The following is a 20,540-nucleotide window of genomic DNA, read 5'->3' as shown; positions in this document are numbered from 1 at the left end:
ATTAAGACATGGAGCGATTTTCCAGTATTTGTTCGCACTTGTCTGGATGCTTAAGATAGTCACTAAGCCAGTCGAAAACCCGACTGGCTTTGTTTTTTATGTCATCACCAAAACCGTATGAACCCAGCAAGCGTATGCCGTTAGGGTCAGCCAAAACACCCGCAGTCAATTGCAATCTGGATTTATCACCTAGTTCTGCAGTAACGCATAACGGTGCCAGATATGCTGCCAAGATGGGGGCCAGTACCAGGTTATGTGATGAGACGACCACCATGTTTGAAGCGGCAAGGCTTTGTAAAACTGCGGCAGCAGCCGAGATGGATTCCTGATGATTCGTGCCGCGAAAAATCTCATCAATGACGAATACAGCCTGCGTATCGCTTTCTGCGATATCCAATAATTCTTTGGCTCGCCTGAGTTCTGCCTGATACAGGCTTTCATTTGCAATTAAAGAGTCTTCACTCTGCATGCTGGAAAACACCGCGCCCACGGGGACGCTGGCAGTAGCTGCATAACAAAAACCAAAGGCGCGGGCGACGATAAGATTCAAACCAAGGGTGCGCAACAAAGTACTCTTGCCTATACCATTTTGCCCTGAAATAAAAGCTCCCTTGCCTTCCAGTGTTATATCCAGGCCAGTAGCCTGCGGCAACAAGGGATGCACGACTTGTTGCAAACACAGTTGCTTCTTGTCTGCTAGAGAGGACCAGCAATATTGAGGAAGCGATTGACAGTGCCTGACCAGTGCCAGATCAGCCTCCAGATTTGCCACGTGCGAGTATGCCCTGCGCAAAAAATCCTGATTTTTACGGACAAGAATGCAGGTCTTGAAAAAATGCCTGACATTATCCAGCAAGAACCAGTCAGCATATTCCCGCATACCAGGCAGGACCACCAATTTATGTCTGCTCAATTCGGCAAGCATTTTCTTCGCAATGAGGAGATCTTCAGGAGATGAATTAGCATCCATTGGATGATGCTCAGCGAGCAGCACGAAGCTGCTGAGCAAGGCTTGCAGTGCTTGCACTTTCTTTGCCCATTGCGTAACCGCATCATGAAAACGTGTCTGTACCCCCAGCAAGATCAGCCATATCGCCAGGACTGCTATCCAGGCAGAGGCCAATGTGGTCATGGCAACGATGAATAACAGACTAATGCTGACAGGCAGCAGCCACATGAATTTATACCAGGCTGCAGGAACCGGGATTGCGTTTGTGAAAAGCTGTTCACTGACTTCTGTTTCAACTTCCCGCAACGGTAAGCAGCACTGCCGCAATGTATCAAGCAATGCAGTATCAGCCATCAATCTCTGCAAGCGCTGCTTGCCTCGCTCATCCTGAACACCCTCGCGCAGCCGTTTATGCATGATTTGCTGGGCGAAAATACTGCTTCCTGCTGTCACTTGATCTGCATAGACATCAAGCAGCATATCGCTGGCTGTATGTTCATCAATGAGCTTTACAACCTCATCTCTGGTAACGCGATAAAACATGGCGATATCGCTACGAGCAAAAGGAAAATCAAGTGCTTGTTTAGGCGCGACATCAGGGATATTCAAGAAAAAACGGACCTTGCAAATTATCCTGCTCCAGTGATTATGCAGCGAAGCTATCTTGTTCATCAGAGCCTGTGAGGTAGGTGGCGAGATAAGGTGGCGATATACGTTATCAGTTGCTCAGTCAAATTGGGCTAGTTGCAGAAAATTCAAGTGAGCTAGGATGAATAAAGGAAATGGTGATATCGAAAAAAACAAATTTTGGAGGCGAAAACACGAACTGCAAAAAATAGGTCAAACTACCGCAATTACAGCTATTAAAACGCCCCCATCCATGCCCGGAATGCGTTCTATCAGCTGAGCACAAATCCCTTTTGCTATTGAATCAGGATCCATTAAGCTTAAATGAAGCCCCGCATTCCTTCGATTGGCAAGGCCATACAAATGGCTTTGCAACTGGATTTATTCAGTGATTTTCTAGTGCCGGACAAATTGCGTCCTGCGCCTGTAAAAGCACCAGCGCCAAACCCGCTTAAAGATGCAGGTCAAGGACATGAGCTACGCCCGGTAGCACCGCCACCGACTACCTTTGTCAACAGCAGCAATAAACGCCGCATCCTGATACAGGATTATTTGCTTGAATATGATTTGCAACGCTCGAAACGACGCAGCATAGGCTTTTTGATCAATGAAGATGGCTTGCGTATTACCGCACCACGCTGGGTGACGATTGCCGATATTGAAACAGCGATACAAGAGAAACAAGCCTGGATATTGCGCAAACTGACTGAGCGGCGTGAACGCACCCAGCGCAAACTGGAACCCAGCATGACCTGGCAGGATGGGGCGAAATTACCTTATCTGGGTGGCGAAATTACCTTGCGGATTGCTCCTGCGTCTGTCATTGGCACGCACTTCCAGAGCGAGCAGGCTGAGCTGATTATCAACCTGCCAGCGGATGCTGGTGAGCAGCAATTGAAAGACCGGGTACAAGCGTGGCTGCAGCAAGAAGCGAAACGGGTTTTCAATGAGCGCCTGCCGGTATTTGCTGAGAAACTCAATGTCCGCTATCAAAGCATGGCTTTGTCGGCAGCGGCAACGCGCTGGGGTTCCTGCACCTCACAAGGAAAGATACGCCTGAACTGGCGACTGATCCACTTCTCGCCCATGATTATTGATTATGTAATTGCGCATGAACTTGCGCATTTACGTGAAATGAACCACAGCCCGCGTTTTTGGGCGACGGTGCAATCGGTTTTCCCTGATTTTGAAATTGCGCGCCAAAACTTGCGTCAGCATGCAGGTGCCAATTTGCCAATATTCTGAAGCAAGATCAACACTGGATTTGCCAGCCTGGCAAATCCATGTTGCCATTTCAGTTACATCACCTCACCTTACTTCACAAATCAGGCTGCCTGATTTGCTTTCATTACTGGCATTATCCTGGGTCAGATTGACCGGGAAACTACCTGGTGGCGTGAATTGCATGCCAGGGTTGTTTGGCAAAATAACAGGTGGCTTATTGAAGCTGACTGCAAAACCAAATTGCCCTGTCGTGACATCCAGACTACCAGTACTGTTACGCAAGAAGATAGTGCCATCCAGAACTTGCACATACAGCCCAGGTACACGCCCTGAACCTGAACCGGGCACTTCATTGGCAGCAAGTTGTAAGGGCAAGATGGCGGTCACAGGTGCATCAGCATCACTGCGGCTAGTCCTGCCATCTGATCCTGTTGTCTGCAATGCTGCGGTTGTCGCCATGTTGTAGGCAGCGACGCTGCTATCAGGCGCAACGTATTCAACAATGAAAGTAGTGCCGCGTATACCTATCGATGCGGTAGGTGTGTTCAGGCCAAATCTTTCCTTATTTCGTTTGCCCAATAAACCTGTAACTGCACGCAAGCCACCTTTGACCAGAGTCATGGTAAAACCATCATTATTGGGTTTGTCTTCTTCAAAGGAAAACTGATCTATCTTGATCTGGGTATTCGGGCGCAAGACGATTTCACTATTGTCGGCAAACTTGATGCGCGCATAAGTATCTTTTTCGGCAATTAGTGTATCGCCCTGCTCAATGGCAGATTGCAGGGACAAGACCTTGACCGCGCCGTCGGCTTTCTTGGCGATCAGGGGCCCGCTCAAATGCGTCACCGTACCAGCGACCTGCGCGGCAAAACTCAGCGCGCAGCTCAGGCACAGTGCTGCAAGAAAGAAAAACTTAATTGCAGTAGAGTTTTTTATCTGTAGCATTTTTTAATACTCCGTTGTCCCTGGTACCGGCAAAACTGCTTCTTTGCTCGAATCTGGTTTCACGGCCAGAATCACTACTACCACTGTCAAAGAAATTGGAAGAATTGGAAATCGCATTCGACATCGCCAAAGTGGAACTGATGAAACTGTTCAAGGCAAAATTAATCGTGTTGTTGAGGATATTGCCTGTCCTGAGATCGCCTATAGGCAAGACCAGCGTGCAACCCAGCAAGCCAGGATTGGCCGCACACTGTGCCTGACTAGGCAAGACAACAGAGCAACCATTCAAAGCCGGATTGGCCGCACAACTCGCCAGGGCTGGCAAGACTGCACTGCAACCGGTAGTGGATGGATTGGCAACGCAAGTCGCCAGACTAGGCAAGACCACGCTGCATCCAGATGCAAACGGCGTGGCGATGCACGTTGCCAGGGTAGGCAAGATCAGGTTACAACCTGGCAGACCAGGATTGGCGACGCAACTGGCCAAACTAGGCAACACTGCGCTGCAACCAGTAATGGACGGATTGGCCGTGCAAGTCGCGAGGCTAGGTAAAACCGCGCTGCAACCAGCCAGGGCGGGATTGGCGGTACAGGCAGCCAGGCTAGGCAAAACCGCAGAGCAGCCTGCTGTAGTTGGCGCAGCAGTACAAGTAGCCAGGCCAGGTAATACGACATTACAACCTGCCAGACCAGGGTTGGCGACGCAACTTGCCAAACTAGGCAACACCGCACTGCATCCTGGCAATGCCGGATTAGCTGTACAGCTAGCCAGACCAGGCAAGACACTGGAACAACCCGCCAGCGTAGGCGCTGCTATACAAGCTGTCAGCGTAGGCAGAACGGCGCTACAACCAGGCAAAGCAGGGTTGGCACTGCAAGCTGCCAGTGTAGGCAGAACAGCCGAGCAACCAGACAAGGCAGGATTGGCGACACAGGCGCTCAATGCTGGCAACACTGCTGAGCAACCTGCCAGGCTTGGACTGATAGTGCAGGCAGCCAGCGTAGGCAAGACGGACGAGCAGCCAGACAATGCCGGATTGGCTGTACAGGCAGCGAGAGTAGGCAAGACTACACTGCAACCAACTTGCGAGGGATTAGCCAAACAAGCCGTCAAGGTCGGCAAGACATTATTACAACCAGACAGCGTCGGTGTTGCGATACAGGCAGTCAAACTAGGCAAGACGGCGCTGCAACCGGGCAAGCTGGGGCTGGCAGTACACGCAGCCAGGGTAGGTAAAACAGCAGCGCAGCCAGGCAAGCTGTTGTTACTGATACAGGCACTCAGGCTAGGTAGCACTGCACTGCAACCTGGCACACTGGGGCTGGCTGTACAGGTAGCCAGCGTGGGCAAGACTGCACTGCAACCTGGCAAGCTGCTATTGCTGACGCAAGCACTCAAGCTAGGTAACACAGCACTACAACCCGGCACACTGGGGCTGACCAGGCAAGCCGCCAAAGTAGGCAGGACGGCGCTGCAACCTGCCAGACTGCTATTACTGATACAGGCGCTCAAAGTTGGCAGCACAGAGCTACATCCTGGCAAGCTGGGGCTGGCCGTACAGGCTGCGACTGATGGTAGGACGGCTGAGCAACCAGCAATATTTGGCGACACCAGGCAAGCCGCCAAAGCTGGCAAGACTACGCTACAACCCGGCGTGTTTGGGCTGGAAGTGCAGGTTGCCAAAGATGGCAGAACAGCACTACAGCCAGTCTGGCTCGGGTTACTGATGCAAGAATTCAGGCTAGGTAAAATCGAACTGCAACCACTGATGGAAGGATTCGCCAGGCAAGCAGACAAGCTGGGCAGGACCGCGCTGCAACCGGCAATGTTCGGATTAGCCAGGCAACTACTGAGACTAGGTAAAACATTCGAGCAACCAAACAACGAAGGGTTGGCGATGCAGGAGCTCAGGCTAGGCAGCACGACACTGCAACCAGCCAGTGTGGGGTTGGCCTGACAGGCGGCTACACTGGGCAAGACTGCGCTGCAACCGGCCAGACTGGGGTTGCTGATACAGTCGCTGAGAGTAGGCAAGACCGAGCTGCAACCGGGTGTAGTCGGGCTGGCAATACATTGTTCCAGCGTAGGCAAAGGCGCATTCTGGAAGGCTTGCTTTGTAACCGTACCGCCCGTGACCGTCCCTGAAATCAAGATGGCATCACCCGCCTTGAGCAAGATATTGCCAATGGTAGTGACGGAGCCGGTACTACCTACGGTCAACTTGTCAGCAGTGCTGCCACTGGACCCGGCTTCCAGAGTAATGTTGCCACCATTTGAACTGGCGACCGTGCCATTCACTGTCAAGGGACTGTGTGCTACCAGGCTGATATTACCCGCCTTGGTGCGCACTGCATCTGCACTATCCAGGGTGATCGCGCCTATATTGTCGATGAAGACACTGCCAGTACTGCCAGCCGTGCTTTGCTGTACATTGCGGATATTCAGGGCACCGGTATTTTTGATGTTGATATCGGTATTTGCACCCGTATTATTTGCCAGCAGGATAGGTACGCTGGTTTTCAACCCTGTGCTGTGTCCTATACCGCCATTGGCAGTTGCATCAAGCGCTCCGCCACTGAGTAGATAGCCAGCAGCCTGGGTAATTGCACCGTTGGCTGCGGCCAGTGTGGCAGTAGCCGTGCCGGTATTGACGTTTGCACCCAGTGCGATATTGCCGGAGTTGGCGGTCAGATATAAATTGCCAAACGTATTGATGCCACCAAGGCTGTATGCACTGGAACCACTCCCCCCACTTAAGGTTGTGACATTGATGCCCTGGGTATTCACCAGGCTCAGGCTGGCATTGCTTTTTGCCGCCAGGTTGGTGATCGTATTTGAACTATTCAGTGCAATGCTATTGCCGGCAACCAGACCCAGATCCTGCACGGTAATCGAGTTGGTCTGCGAAATATCACCACCGCTCAACAAGCCTACGCGTGTCGTCGTCAGATTTTTGATATCCGTAATGGCGCTGGTATTGGTATCGGTAATGCCAACCACAGAAATAGGGCCGGAGGCATTGCCAGCATCGCCACTGCCTATCGCGATACTGGCAGCCGAGACCTTGAACAGATTGGTCACACTCAGGCATGGGGCCACGGTGCATGTGCCAGAGCCAACCGTAATGGCGCGCCCCGCTGTGTAAGGGCGAATGCCAAAATCACCCGCAGTCACACCACCAGGGCCACCCAGTGTCAGCAAATCAGCTACTAAACCCACCTTGCCCGTACCGGCATTGACATTATCGGAAACTGTGATCGACGAACCACTCCCTGTGCTTAACTGTATGGGCTTGTTATTGGTGGTGACGCCAACAATGCTGGATGCAGTGCCTATGCTCAGATTGCCAGAGTTAAACAAGTCGATGCCACCAACGCCCAAGCCACTGACATTCAGGTCTGCCCCCAGTGTTGCAAAATTATTTGAGGTATTCATCAGATTCACTGGTCCCTTGCTTTGCAAGCCAAGGGAGGTGGCGGTAATTGCATTACCTGCTGCCTGACTGATGCCAGAAGTGGAATCCGTCGTCAGTTTGGCTGCTGCATTCACATTTATACCGCTATAGCCATCGACTGTGGTGATATTGAGGTGATTGATGGAGCGATAAGTAAAACCACCCAGGTCTCCTGAACCGGATATCACGCCTATGGTATTTGCTTCTGGCAGACTGACTCCATAACCACGCACCTGCAAGGAACTGGCACCGTCAATAATGGCACCAGTTTGCTGGGAAATCGTGTTGCCGGAATGTAAAGTCAGGGATGTATTGACATTTTGCAGTGCACCGCCAGCACCTGAATTCATGGGGCCTTTGATATCTATGCTGGCACCAGAGGTATTACCTATTTTTAAACGTGCAGCTGTTATCCGGTTCAATTCATCGGTTGACAATTCCAGTGTGTTTCCAATGACATCGGTGGTGCCAGTAGCAAGGTGTATGGTGGCGACAGCATTCCTGTCCAGGCTCACCGAATTGCTACCGGCATTGATATTGCCGAGCAAGTTCATTTTGTCGGATTTGAGCGAGATCGTGCCACCGCTGCTATTGATCTGTGTGCCAGACGCGGTACTGGTCATGATATTCAAGTCACTGGCCAGCAAACTGATGTTGCCGCCACCGCTATTGATATTGCTACCTGAGAGCAAGCTGATGCCACCTAGGCCGCTAACCGATATCAGGCCATTAGTGGCAATGAGTGGCGCGTTCATTGATATGCTATGCGTGGTCGGCGAGCTTAGATGAATCGCCGCACCTGAGGCTTGTTGCTTGACCCCATAACCAGTTGCGCCGATATCGCCAATGACCAGGTTTGTACCTGAACTGGCGATGCGTATATCGCCACTTGCGGTATTGATGGCATTCAGTTTGCTGGCTTGCACACTCATACTGTCAGAGGAAGTCGTCCCATGCAGGCCGCTGGCAGCCGATAGTTTTAAATCATTGGCATAGATTACCGTACCATTTTGCTGGGCGATATTGGCAGCGGAAGTGATGGTGACATTTCCATCTGTAGAAGAATTACCGAGTGCATCTATGCCGCCAGAACCTATATTCACCAGGCCGCTGCTATTGATGATGACATTGCCACCTGCACCTACTGTGCCAGGCGTAGTCCGCAAGGTCTTAAAAGTTGTGCTACCGCTGCCGCTCAGGTTAATTTGCCCGCCATCGGTCGTCAATTTGGCGACGACGATATTGGCAGTTTGCGGCGATGTACCAGTACCGGTTTGCAATGTGATGCTGCCAGTACCAAAAGTCTTGATTTCAAGATTGGGATCTGACCCTGTCAGATTAATGCCCCGTGTGCCACTGATATCAGTAGATGCGTTGCGGGTTCGCAAGGTCAGGCTGGAATTGCTCGGCAAAGATATCAGGCTACCGAAGAAAGTACCGCTGGTATTAATATAATTTGTCGCCTCCAGCACGATATTTGTGCCTGGTGTCAGCCCTTGCAGTTCCGACTGATAGACCGTTGTTGGGCTACCATCGGCGAAATTGATCGTGCCTATCGCAGAACCTTGAAATGTAGCAGTACCGTCAGAACCGCCGTCACCATTCCCACCTGCAATGGTGATGGAAGCTGGATCAAGCAATAAGATACCGTTCTTGCCTTTTGGCGAACTTACATCAACTTTGGCATGAAAGTCCAGGTTTTGCTTACCCGAAGTTTCTACAAAACCGCCATTCCCGCTTTGCGCGCCGCCGCGGGCAGAAATGCTGCCATTCACTCGGGTAACTTCATCTGACCAGACGATCACCTTGCCGCCATCACCAGTCTTCAGCGCATCAGCACTAATTTTGGTATCGCTGCCAACGAAGGCGCGTTTGGCATTCATTATGGCGGGATTATCGCCGTGGTAATCACCGCCAAGCAATACCTGGCCACCACCTGCGTCACCACTGGCATCAACCTGGGCATTGCCAGCCAGCGCCACACGCTGTCCCAGTATTTGTATATCACCGCCCTTGCCTTTGCCAGTGGCCGAGGTAGTGCTGCCAGTATCAAGTATCGTATCCTGACTGGCCTTAAAATAGATTTTGCCGTTTTCACCTACCACTGCACTATTGGCACTGACCAGGCCACGCTGGGTGATCAAACCGCCATAGATACCGACCTTTCCGCCCTGGGCAACGACTTGACCAAGATTCAGTGCCTGATTATTGTCCGCGCTGACGACGACGTGCACGTCAGGATTGGCTGAATCCACCAGCTTGACTGAGCGCCCTGCCGCCAGCAAAATTTCACCCTGAGGTGATGTAATGATGCCGCTGTTTTCTACATCAGGCGCAATCAGATAGACATGGCCGCCTGTTGGTGTTGTGATCGCCCCTTGATTGCTGACCTTGCCAGCCTGCGTGCCAGCATTAAAATTGAATTTGCCAGCCTTGAAATCAGCGTCCGTCATGCCCAGGCTGGAGACTGTCAAGCCATTGACATCGACTTGTGCGCCCTTGCCAAACAGTACGCCGTTCGGGTTGATCAAAAACACCCGTCCATTTGACTGCAAAGTTCCCAGAATCTGGCTAGGGTTTTGACCTATGACGCGGTTCAATACCGTGCTGCTGGCACTCTCTTGTATAAAGCGGGTGGTTTCACCGGCATTGATGAAAAAATCCTGCCAGTTAATGATTGCACCCGGCGTATTGGTGATTGTGAAGATCTTGCCATCCTGATTGAAGATGACCTTGCCATTGACGATCTGCGGCCCGACAGGATTGGCGTGAGCCACACTGGAAACAAGTCCTGACCCAAAGCAGGCTGCCAGCAACACTGGCACAAGCTTGGGTAGCAACTTACTTGACAAGCCCAGCTTCAGGTTCGAGCTCAATGCAGATTCAGATTGAGTGAACATAACAATTTCTTTTCTCATGCTCTTCCTCATCCATCATTAATAGTTGACGCCCAGTCTGACATGCAAGCGCTTGTCATCCTTGCTCAATTCATCCGGGGCACGTAGTGTCTTGCCATAATCCATCTGCAAGGACATCATGCGTGAAATAGCCAGCCTGATACCGATACCGACACTGGCAATCGAGCCAGAGCTTTGCTCGCCCGGCAATGCCTTGTTGCGTGACACATGGGCAGCGTCATAAAAACCCAGTAACTGACATTGGGTAAAACTGGCGGTGAAGCCTGTGCATAAGTTGGGGGTATAGATCTCTGCGCTAACCAGTGCACCGTAATCATTTGCCAGTGCCCTTTCGGTAAAGCCGCGCACGCTACTGGCACCGCCTGCACCAAATTGCTCACCGGGAACCAGGCTATCTCTGGTGTACTGACCGCTGAGCATGAGTTTCAATTGCCATGCCGCAGGTAAAACACGGCTATAACCAAGGCCATAGCGCAGTATGCTATATCCCGCAGTAGCACCACTGCGCACTTTCAGAAAGTCCTCGGTCTTGCCCTTTTCACCACCGGGCAAATTATGCACAGCCGTCAGATAGGCATTTGCTTCACCTGAGGCGGAACTCATGGTAGCGGCATAACTGAGGCTCAACGGATGCACCGTGACATCATTGCCCAGTTGTATGCCTTGCAGGGCGACATTATTCTTGAAAGCCTTGTAATCCCAGCCCAGGATCAGGCGTGAATCAAAATCCTCTGTGCGTCCCAGATTGTAATTGTAGCGGCCACCAATGACAGAGCCGCGGCCACTTACATTCAGGTCAAAGATGCCTGCTGCAATTGAACCAGAATCGACATTTGAATAGCTGGCATACAAATCCACGCTATCGCCAAACTGATACAAGGGCAAATGATAGCCAACACCAAACACCGCGTACTTACTAGGCTTCTGCAACGTGGTCGTATATTGCAGGCTAAGGACATCATCACGTCCACTGATATTGGCATGCTGGAACAACAAACCCAGATGAGATTTTCCGGTATTGCTGTCTCCAGCATTGTCGAGATTGGCGCCAACGGTCCAGGGCTTGTTGTCATTGACATTTAGTATGGCATTGACTTCCCCCTCTTTGGTCGTGGTCTCAAACTGCAAATTGGTTTTCTTGGCGGGGTTTTCGTTGGCTGTCTTCAGGCTCTCGGACAGCTTTTTGATATTCGGTGTATCGCCCTCGCGTAATTGTGGCAGGCTGCGCCTGACATTGTCACTGTCAAAATGGCGATTACCCTTGACGCTGACACTGGCAATACGGGCTTGCACGACGACGAATTTAACGATCCCCTGATTCAATTCCTGCTCAGGCAAGACGACCTGCACCAGACTATAGCCTTTATGGTGATAGGCTTTTTCCAGAGATTCAAGTGCTTTTTGCACATCGGCAAAACTGCGGCTCTTTCCTGTATAAGGAGACAACAGGCTTTCAAGGGCTGCAGCTGTCAGTAAATCATTTCCCTTGACCTCATAACGACTGATGTCAAAGCGCCCGATGACACTTTCAGTATCCTGAGCCGCCAATGGCTGGGTGAACCCAATTGCCAGGGCAAAGGCCAGGCTAAGGCTAAAACGAGATTGGGCTTGCTTGTTCTTCAACGGTCTCATACTAAGATTTCCCAGTTCCTGAGGCGTGCTATACCAAGTTCTTCTATGTGCAGAGCCTTGCCAGCCTCCGCTGATCGTATCGATAATGCCTATCGACTTACTTTTTTGTATCGAATTCTTTTCTGAAGATATGCGCAAAAGAAAATTGCGACTGAGGTGCGTAGTAGAAGTATCCTGCAATCCAATTCCGACCACAAGCACTATGTTGTTAATTCAAACATGACAGCCAGTATTTTCATTTTAACAACAGTGCTCAACATTCATCGCTTGCCAGTACGACGTTTATTAACTCCGCCCTTTGTTTCAAGAATGTGATCAAACTCATCAATCCGAAATGTACGGATAATCTCTATTGAAGGGCAACACAAGGCATCTCCCGCCCCCATTTCCACACCTTTTAGCGTAACTGCATGCTGTTTGATGCTCGCACTGGCGAAGTCAAAAGTGCGCCAGCCACGTTCGCCGAGTTTGCTTGCTGCTACCAGGCGATAACGCCGGCTGTGTTTCCCGGCAATTTCAACTGGCTTCTGTTCCTCAAAGAAGGCAATAAATTCGGCATGGTGATTGCTACCACCGAAACCTTCCAGATTGAACAAGACTACGGCATCATTTTTATTGTCTTCAAATAATTGCCCGTACTTGATGACGGAGGGATTGCCGCTAAAAGTCTCAGCAATGCCATCACCAAACTGCGTGATCAACCTGGCCAGTTCAGCCTTTATCGCAGCCTGTTGCGCTGGTGTAGCGGAGCGTGAAGATGCTGCATCAGCAGTCTTGCAGGTCGTCAAAATCAAACCATACAGCAACAAACTCAATAAAAATTTCATGCCAGTTGCCTAATTAACTTAAGGTATCCGGCTTAAAGTCTTGCCACGACGGCAGCCCGTGCTTGCGTTTTCCATAGGCATAGTAGCAAGCCAGCGTCAGCCCAAACAAGAAGCCGGCAATGATGGATGAATTCAGCATAAGAATTGGGGCGATGCTCACTTTTGACCAGACAAAGAAATACATCAGCAAGCCCCAGCCTACCGTGTAAAAGCTGCCAGAGAACAAGGCGTTTTGCCAAAACTGGGCAAAATGTGGTGGCGCCACATCAAAACCCATACGCCATATCAAGCGTAAGTAGGGTGGAGCATAGTTGCTGCGCATAATACCTGTCTTTTCCAGAAGCATCAAAGCTGCCTGGCGCTTCTGGTCACGCTGCTTGTTTGTATCAGTGGTATTCATCAATCCGCTTTTTTAAAAATACTCTTAGGAAACTTTGGCGCAAATACAGTTGCAAATACAGTTGCAAATAGCTGAATGCAAATCTTGTATGAAGGCGCCGTGGATTATATGCAACTTAGTCCCTCATTTGGATTTTCTGTCTTCAGAGATAAGACCTACCTAGCAATTTTTTTTGGAAATATTGATTTGCAGAAAGAAGACAAATCTTTAGATCAGAGAGAATAACCCAGACTTATATCTGATGAATAAAAAGTCAATCGCAGTAAACTGGTATTACTGCCTATCATATAAGTAATCCTTCAACATTTGATGGATTACTCTCAGGACTCCCCCAAGACGATAGAGATTTTCAAGGGCGCGCAAGCGCCCTTTTTTTTACTCATGCCATTAATTTCATGCTACCCCAACATTTAGGCAGCCCCCCCCCAACACAGAGTCTGACGCCTCGTTGTTACTGATTACCTGGCAAAAGTGGAAGAAACGCTGGTTAGTCAAAGTGTAATGCAGTAGCATCTCAGGTCTTTCGCTTTTTAACAGTTTTAGCTTACGCATGTCATCGTTTCTATCATCGTCGCGACTCGTTTTTACTTGGAAAACTTATCTGCAGCAGTATAAGTTGCCTGCGCTGGCCGCCGCCACTTGTGCCATGCTGCTAGCCTGTACTACGCCGCCAGAGAAGTCCAGCGCTACCAGCAAACCAGGCAAAACCAATCTGACTATCGCCCCGCAAAATGCACCCGCCAATTATCCACCGCAGGTACGCGAAGCACCACCCTTGCCGCGTGAGTTCCGGGCCGCGTGGGTTTCCACCGTAGCCAATATAGACTGGCCCTCGCGGCGTGATTTGAGTACGGAAAAGCAAAAGAATGAAATCATCGCCATCCTCGACAATGCAGTGCAGCTAAAACTGAATGCCATCGTCTTGCAAGTACGCCCTGCTGCTGATGCGATTTACCCTTCTGCGATCGAACCCTGGTCAGAATTCCTGACAGGAGAGCAAGGCCGTCCGCCTTCACCTTATTATGATCCGCTACAATTCTGGATAGATCAGGCGCATGCGCGTGGCCTGGAGTTGCATGCCTGGTTCAATCCTTTCCGTGCCCGCACTGCGCAATCCAAAACTACCGTGGCTGCAAACCATATCAGCAAGCTGGCACCACAAGTGGTCAAGACTTATGGCGACCTGCAATGGATGGATCCAGGTGAACCCATCGCCATGCAGCAGACTCTGAATGTCATCGGCGATGTGGCGCGCCGCTATGATGTCGATGGCATACACATGGATGATTATTTTTATCCCTACCCCATCAAGGCTGGCAATGGCAACGAATTGGATTTCCCTGATGATCCAGCCTGGATAGCCTATTTGCAATCCGGTGGCAAACTGGCCCGCTTCGACTGGCGCAGGGACAATGTGAACCGCCTGGTGGAAGCCATCAACCAGCGTGTGCATCTGGAAAAGCCATGGATGAAATTTGGCATCAGCCCCTTTGGAATAGGCAGGCCAGACAGATTACCACCCGGTATTGCCGGTTTCAGTCAGTATGACAAGCTATATGCGGATGTGGAACTGTGGCTGAGCAAGGGCTGGATGGATTATCTGGCCCCGCAATTGTACTGGCCCATCAATCAGGGGCCACAAGCCTTCAAGGTCTTGCATGATTACTGGCTGGCGCAAAACACCACAGGAAAGCATATCTGGCCCGGCCTGTATACCAGCCGCATAGACAATAGTGATAAGTCCTGGCCTGCCGATGAAATCCTGAATCAGGTAGATGCCATGCGTGAAAGAGGCGGAAATGGTCATCTGCATTTCAGCATGGCCGCGCTGAACCAGAACCGCAAAGGCATACGTCAGCGTCTGGCGACTGAAAAATACACCTCACAAGCGGTGATCCCGGCCAGCCCCTGGCTGGACATCAGCCTGCCAGCCAGCCCTGTACTGGAAGCTGCGGCAGACAAGAAATCAGTGCGTGTCCAATTGGCAGGCACGGTCAACACCCGACTGCTGGCGATCTGGAAGCGTACCGACCAGCAATGGCTATTTTCCGTCGTACCTGCACAGAACATGAGCATAGACTTGGCTGATGATGCCCAATACGGGGCTATCCGCCAGCTTACTGTATCCGCCATCAGCCGCACTGGCCAGGAAAGCGCGCGGGCAAATTACAGCTTACCCTGATAATACCAGTCGGCACACCGGACAAGCAGAGGCAAATAAAGGATAACAAGTGTGGTTTTTAGATACGTATGGAGCGGCCCATCCATATGTATTTTCCATGCGCTATCGCCAGCTTTGCCTCTGCAATCCGCGTCCTCACTGGCTATCAGGACAGTCCTGGCAAACCCCATATCTTTTGGTTATCGCCCGCCATGATATTTTCATTTGTCACTCTTCGGCGTGTAACCCTAGTCTGGAACACACATAAAATTTATATCAATTCTGATCAGCGACGGGATTGAATGCGATTGAACACGAAAAACCGCCTACATCAATGTTGTACGACACAAGGAGAGACCAGTGAAGTTAAAGACCATAGCCAGGTGCATCGCCCTGATAGGCATTTCTGCCGGCAGTAGCGGATGGGTACTGGCGCAGGACAAACCCGCTCCGGCACCGCAAAGGGTAGAAATTACCGGCAGCAGCATCAAGCGCATCGCCAGCGAGGGCGCCTTGCCCATCGAGGTCATTACCCGCAAGCAATTGGAAGCCTCTGGCATCGTCACGGCTGAGCAATTCATTGCCAACCTGAATATCAATGGTAATGGCTCTGACAATCTGGCCAGCAATGCCGATGTCACCTCAGGTGCGCAGCGTGGCAATAATGGCGCATCCTCAGCCAACCTGCGCGGTCAGGGTGCCGACAATACACTGGTGCTGCTGAATGGCCGCCGCGTCGCCACCCATGGCATGAAGGGCTCGGCAGTTGACTTGAATTCTATCCCCATGGCAGCTGTGGAAAGGATAGAAGTCTTGAAAGATGGCGCATCTGCCATCTATGGTACAGATGCAATTGGTGGCGTCATCAACTTCATCTTGCGCAAGAATTACAATGGTGTCGAAGCCCAGGCTTTTACCGACATTACCCAGCAGGGTGGCGGCAATATCAAGCGGGTTTCCGTGGTGGGTGGTTTTGGTGATCTGGAACAGGACAATTACAATGTCCTCATCACTGCCACGCATAGCGAAAACGATGCATTGCGCGGTGATCAGCGTGATTTCGTGAATACTTTCCAGCCCAATCGCGGTTTGTCAGTCGACACGCGCGGCACCCCGCATGCCACGGTATTTGCCACTTCGCTGGCCAATACCATACTCAGCAACAAGAGCAATAATGGCCCGGTCTTTCCTGGCACCAGCCAGGTCATGAATGCCATCAATGTATTGAACCTGCCGGGCGGCGCAGGCTGCAATGCGGTCGATGGCATGTCTGCTTATGATGCCAAACTGTGGGATGTGGCTTCTTCCAAATATGCTTGCGCATGGGATACCGGCCGTGCGGCGGTATTGCAACAGCCTGTGAAGAACGATAACTTTGTTTCACGGGCCACTTTTAAAATTGGCACGCATCAATTGTTTGCCGAATTAGTAGGCTCTCAGGTTGAAGTATCCAAGCGTTTTTCGCCAAATCAGGTATCTCCTGGCACAGCCTTTCCGGCCTCCTCTTTTTATCCAAGTACAGGCTCAGCATATAACGATGTGTTCAATGCGATTGTTGCGGTATTCCCCAGCATAGAGGCAAACCGTGGTGCGCCTATCGCTTACCGCTGGCGCTGCATGGATTGCGGCAATCGCGAAATCACTACCAAGTCTGAAGCAGGACGCTTGCAACTGGGTGCTGATGGCCAGATCGGCAATTGGGATTACCGTGTAGGTCTGTCTCGCGCCTATAGTGAATCCGAATCCAGGCTGGGCAGTGGCTATAACTATACCGTCGCACTGGCGAATGCGCTGGGCACGGGTATCATCAACCCTTTCCTGAAACCAGGTGAAAAGCAAACGCAGGCAGCACTGGATCTGATCAACAGCACCTCGGCCTCTGGCGTAACGCTGTATGGTGGTAAAACTACCTTGACACAAGTTGATGCAGCCCTGTCTGGCGAAGTCTGGAAATTGCCAGCCGGCGCTGTCATGGCTGCGGTAGGCATTGACGTGCGCAAGGAAGAATATGCATTCAATGGCGATTCCAGGGCCTCCAGTGTACGCCCTGCCATCCTCAACGCACCATTCGATGATAGCAATGCGCTGCCTAAAGTCAGCAGGGATATACGCGCTGTGTATGCAGAAGTATTGGTGCCCGTATTCAAATCCCTGGAAGTCACTGTCGCTGGCCGCCAGGACCATTACTCAGGCTTTGGCAACACCTTTAATCCAAAAGTGAGTTTCCGTTATACACCGACCGATGCCCTGTTGTTCCGTGGTTCCTATAACACGGGCTTCCGTGCACCATCGTTTAACCAGCTATTCAATGGCATCACCGAATCACCCTATCTCGGCAAAGATCTGGTCGATCCAGCCAGTTGCCCGACCTTGAAAGTCGATAGCAGCAAAGCGGGTTGCGCGTCCATCACACCAAACATTTTCACTGGTGGCAAAACCACGCTGGGGCCAGAAACTGCAAAACAGGGGACCGTTGGTGTCGTATGGGCACCAAGCACGCACTTCAGTGCCAATGCCGACATCTGGGAAATCCGCAAGGAAAACTCTATCACCTCGGTATCCCTGGCCACCATGCTGCAAAATTATGGATTATTCAGGGAGCAATTCTTGCGTGACAGTGCTGGCAATCTGGTTTTCATTGACCAGCGCTGGGTCAATGCCGGTTCCAGCATCACTCGTGGTGTGGAGCTTGGTGCCAAAGCGAATGGCGAAATCTTGAATGGGAAGTGGGCAGCTGGCCTGGATGGCTCTTATCTGCTGGAGAAAAAATCACGCCCCATGGCGAATGCACCTTATAGTGACAGTGAAGTCGGTAAATTCAGCTACACCGGCGACCTGGGTTTGAAGTGGAAGCATGTTGCCTTTATCAACTATACTCAGGGTGACTGGACAGGCACCTTCACCCAGATTTATCGCGCTGGCTATAAAGATCAGGTCTTGCCTGGCGTGCAAAGCGGCCTGGTCATGCCATCCAACTACAACCCCAATGTCAAGGCCTATACAATTTACAATCTCAGCGCGACATATAGCGGTATCAAAAACCTGACACTGACTGCTGGCATCAAAAATGTCTTCAACACTGACCCGCCGTTTGCCGTCACTTATGACAGCAATACCGGTGCAGGCAGCTCCTGGGAACCTAGAGTAGCTGATCCGCGTGGACGTTCGTTCACTTTGCTGGCGAATTACAAATTCAAGTAAATGAGTAAAGTGTAAAGCAAATAAAAAATCCCCCGATTTAAAAACCGGGGGATTTTTTTAAAGCTAAAGCTTACTGAACAACGCTATTAACTTGCTGCAGGATTCATCAACTTGCCCATGAAGATAATCAAGCCAGTCTGCCTGTCCCTGATCATGAACAAAAAGGGGCGATCCAGCGCCAGTTTCAGCGGTTGATTGACATTGATACTGGTGACGCCAACCACCACGCCTGTCGCTGCTGCTGCCTCTGTCCCTTTTTCATCGACATTGATATATGCCTTGTGCACGACACCAGAAATCGACAGATCACGGTTGCCTGTCATGCCAGAGAAATCTGCCTTGCCAGCATCAAAAGCGGCACTCATACCCAGACTGCTGAGGCTGGAATTCATCGCCGGGTTGGCACTGAAGTTAAACTTGGGCATGCTCAATGCCAGGTATTGATCTTTCAAGCCTGCAGCAATATCACTGACGGCCGCGCTATTCAAACCTTGCACAAAACTGTCAAATTTGCCAGCATCTGGCATCACCACCAGCATCGCCAGTTTGTTATCCATGTATGGCAACTCCACCGCCTGATAGCCCTTGCCTTGCAGATAGGGGAAAGTTGCTGTCTGATTCATGAATGGAAGGCTGCTCACACTACCCTTGCGGTTGGTGAAATCCTGGTTTCGCGTGCTTTCCTTGGTAAATTGTTGCGCCCAATCTGACTTGAACCAGATGGCATTCGTCAACACCACCCGGGTCGATGAAGAAACCGAGTCTGGAGGCAGCAGATCCTTGATCTTCTTTTGGGTCTGCTCTTCGACCCAGTTATTGATGCTCAGACGTGAAGGCTCCGTTGCCTTGACAAAATCCAGTAAATTCACCGCCGCGCCAAAATTGACACTTAGCGCATCCAGATAAGTACCCTGCAAGTTGTAACCCTGTTGTGCCCACAGCGCATTGGAGATATTCAAATTGGGTAACTGGGCATTTGGCTTGGCCGTAGTCGAAGTCTTACCCGCCAATACCAGATCCAGACGATTCAGCGCCGCCTGCAAACGGCTTTGCGGCAACTGGAAAGACAGGGCTTTTTCCATGCCACTCAGCGTATCTCCCTTGGCACCAGCGGCTGTCATCTCCAGCGCCAGCGTCAGGCTGAATGGTGAATACACCAGATTATTGTCGCCTTGTGCATCCAGCAATGGCAAGACTTTCAAGGCAAATTCGGTATTCCCTGCCACTACCGCCGCCAGGTCGGCATCACTGGCCTGGGGTGATGGATTGCGCGCCAGCGAAGATTTGGCAGTGCCGATAGCCTGGGCTTTGCCAGTATCTGATGTCGTGGTAGTGGCTGTATTGCCCGCCCCACCGCAGGCAGAAACCAGGGCGAGCAGCAAACATGAGCATAGTATCGTAGGACGCATTTTTGAGCTTTCAAAATAGGAGGCATGGCGATCATACGCCAGACAAACTGCCAAATCAGCTCAAAAATGTACTCAAATTGTCATTAAATTGTAAATCCTAAAAGATATCAGGTGGCAGGCTTCAGCGTCTCCACTGCCTGGTCGACCACATCGACTACAGCGCCAACCCCTACTCGTTCAAACAACTCGGCAATATCAACGGAACGCATGCGTATGCAGCCATAGCTGGCAGGCGTGCCCAGCAAGCTTTCTTGCGGCGTACCATGGATATAGATAAAACGCGGATAGGCATTGCGATTGCGAAGTTCTGTCCCGCGAAGCCAGAGTATGCGTGTCACCACCGGGTCACGCCCTGGCGCATCCGCCGCCACGATTTCACCGGTTGCCAGCCTGTCTTTGAAGACCGCCCCCAATGGTGCACCCGCACCGATTTTCTCGGCAATCTGCATGCGGCCGCCGGGTGTCATGTAACTGTCTGGCATATCCCCTATGCCACGTTTGGCCGTGGAAATCGCATAGGTCGCAACAGGTTTGCCATCTTCCAATAGCAGCATTTTTTGGTCCGGCACAGAGATGAGCAGTCGATGACGGCTGTCGCCCCCTTGCAGCCAACCCCACTGGCAAGCGGACACCAGCAGGCAGGCGGCCAGTATCAGCAGCAGCTTCATTTTCAAATGAGGGCGAAGAATTTGCATTGTTTATCTGTGCTTTAACAATAAGCCAGCATAAGCTGATCAACAGGTATCTGCAAATAATTCCTGCAGTCGCATGCATTACCTGAAGTTATGG

The 20,540-nt window shown here is 51.1% G+C and carries 11 protein-coding genes; 3 read left to right on the top strand and 8 right to left on the bottom strand.

Annotated elements, in window-relative coordinates:
• Position 1 precedes the first annotated feature (1 nt).
• Positions 2-1,621: a MutS-related protein gene (locus tag H8L47_RS06630; protein ID WP_186952523.1), complete on the bottom strand. Its 1,620-nt coding sequence runs from the start codon at positions 1,619-1,621 to the stop codon at positions 2-4.
• A 279-nt stretch (positions 1,622-1,900) separates the two neighbouring features.
• On the opposite strand from H8L47_RS06630, the gene H8L47_RS06625 reads away from it, so the two are divergent.
• Positions 1,901-2,821: a M48 family metallopeptidase gene (locus H8L47_RS06625; RefSeq protein ID WP_230413617.1), complete on the top strand. Its 921-nt coding sequence runs from the start codon at positions 1,901-1,903 to the stop codon at positions 2,819-2,821.
• A 63-nt stretch (positions 2,822-2,884) separates the two neighbouring features.
• Here H8L47_RS06625 and H8L47_RS06620 read toward each other — a convergent pair whose 3' ends face one another.
• The 5 genes from H8L47_RS06620 to H8L47_RS06600 all read right to left on the bottom strand — a co-directional run bounded on the left by H8L47_RS06620 (position 2,885) and on the right by H8L47_RS06600 (position 12,980).
• Positions 2,885-3,748 carry a FecR family protein gene (locus H8L47_RS06620; protein WP_186952521.1) on the bottom strand — a complete coding sequence of 288 codons (864 nt, stop codon included), beginning with the start codon at positions 3,746-3,748 and terminating at the stop codon, positions 2,885-2,887.
• The gene (locus H8L47_RS06615) at positions 3,717-10,103 is read right to left on the bottom strand and encodes a beta strand repeat-containing protein (RefSeq protein WP_186952519.1); all 6,387 of its coding nucleotides are present in this window, start codon (positions 10,101-10,103) and stop codon (positions 3,717-3,719) included. Before H8L47_RS06615 ends, H8L47_RS06620 begins: the two co-directional genes overlap by 32 nt.
• A 36-nt stretch (positions 10,104-10,139) precedes the next feature.
• Positions 10,140-11,753: a ShlB/FhaC/HecB family hemolysin secretion/activation protein gene (locus H8L47_RS06610; RefSeq protein ID WP_186952517.1), complete on the bottom strand. Its 1,614-nt coding sequence runs from the start codon at positions 11,751-11,753 to the stop codon at positions 10,140-10,142.
• Between the two features lie 260 nt (positions 11,754-12,013).
• Entirely contained in the window at positions 12,014-12,580 is a 567-nt protein-coding gene (locus tag H8L47_RS06605) for a hypothetical protein (protein WP_186952515.1), read from the bottom strand.
• A 13-nt stretch (positions 12,581-12,593) separates the two neighbouring features.
• Positions 12,594-12,980: a DUF6404 family protein gene (locus H8L47_RS06600; RefSeq protein WP_186952513.1), complete on the bottom strand. Its 387-nt coding sequence runs from the start codon at positions 12,978-12,980 to the stop codon at positions 12,594-12,596.
• 616 nt (positions 12,981-13,596) lie between these two features.
• Here H8L47_RS06600 and H8L47_RS06595 point away from each other — a divergent pair.
• Positions 13,597-15,162, top strand: coding sequence for a glycoside hydrolase family 10 protein (locus H8L47_RS06595; protein WP_230413616.1), 1,566 nt, complete (start codon positions 13,597-13,599; stop codon positions 15,160-15,162).
• A gap of 339 nt (positions 15,163-15,501) precedes the next feature.
• Positions 15,502-18,342 carry a TonB-dependent receptor domain-containing protein gene (locus H8L47_RS06590; RefSeq protein WP_186952511.1) on the top strand — a complete coding sequence of 947 codons (2,841 nt, stop codon included), beginning with the start codon at positions 15,502-15,504 and terminating at the stop codon, positions 18,340-18,342.
• An 86-nt stretch (positions 18,343-18,428) separates the two neighbouring features.
• Here the strand turns inward: H8L47_RS06590 and H8L47_RS06585 are convergent, their stop codons facing one another.
• Both H8L47_RS06585 and H8L47_RS06580 read right to left on the bottom strand, forming a co-directional pair.
• Positions 18,429-19,751 carry a serpin family protein gene (locus H8L47_RS06585; protein WP_186952510.1) on the bottom strand — a complete coding sequence of 441 codons (1,323 nt, stop codon included), beginning with the start codon at positions 19,749-19,751 and terminating at the stop codon, positions 18,429-18,431.
• 107 nt (positions 19,752-19,858) lie between these two features.
• Positions 19,859-20,419, bottom strand: coding sequence for a L,D-transpeptidase (locus H8L47_RS06580; protein WP_186952509.1), 561 nt, complete (start codon positions 20,417-20,419; stop codon positions 19,859-19,861).
• Positions 20,420-20,540: the final 121 nt, after the last annotated feature.

Origin of the sequence: Undibacterium umbellatum, assembly GCF_014284125.1 — a bacterium.
Lineage (GTDB): Bacteria > Pseudomonadota > Gammaproteobacteria > Burkholderiales > Burkholderiaceae_D > Undibacterium > Undibacterium umbellatum.
The sequence above is the reverse complement of the archived record's forward strand: the minus strand, read 5'-3'. Positions and strand labels throughout refer to the sequence as shown.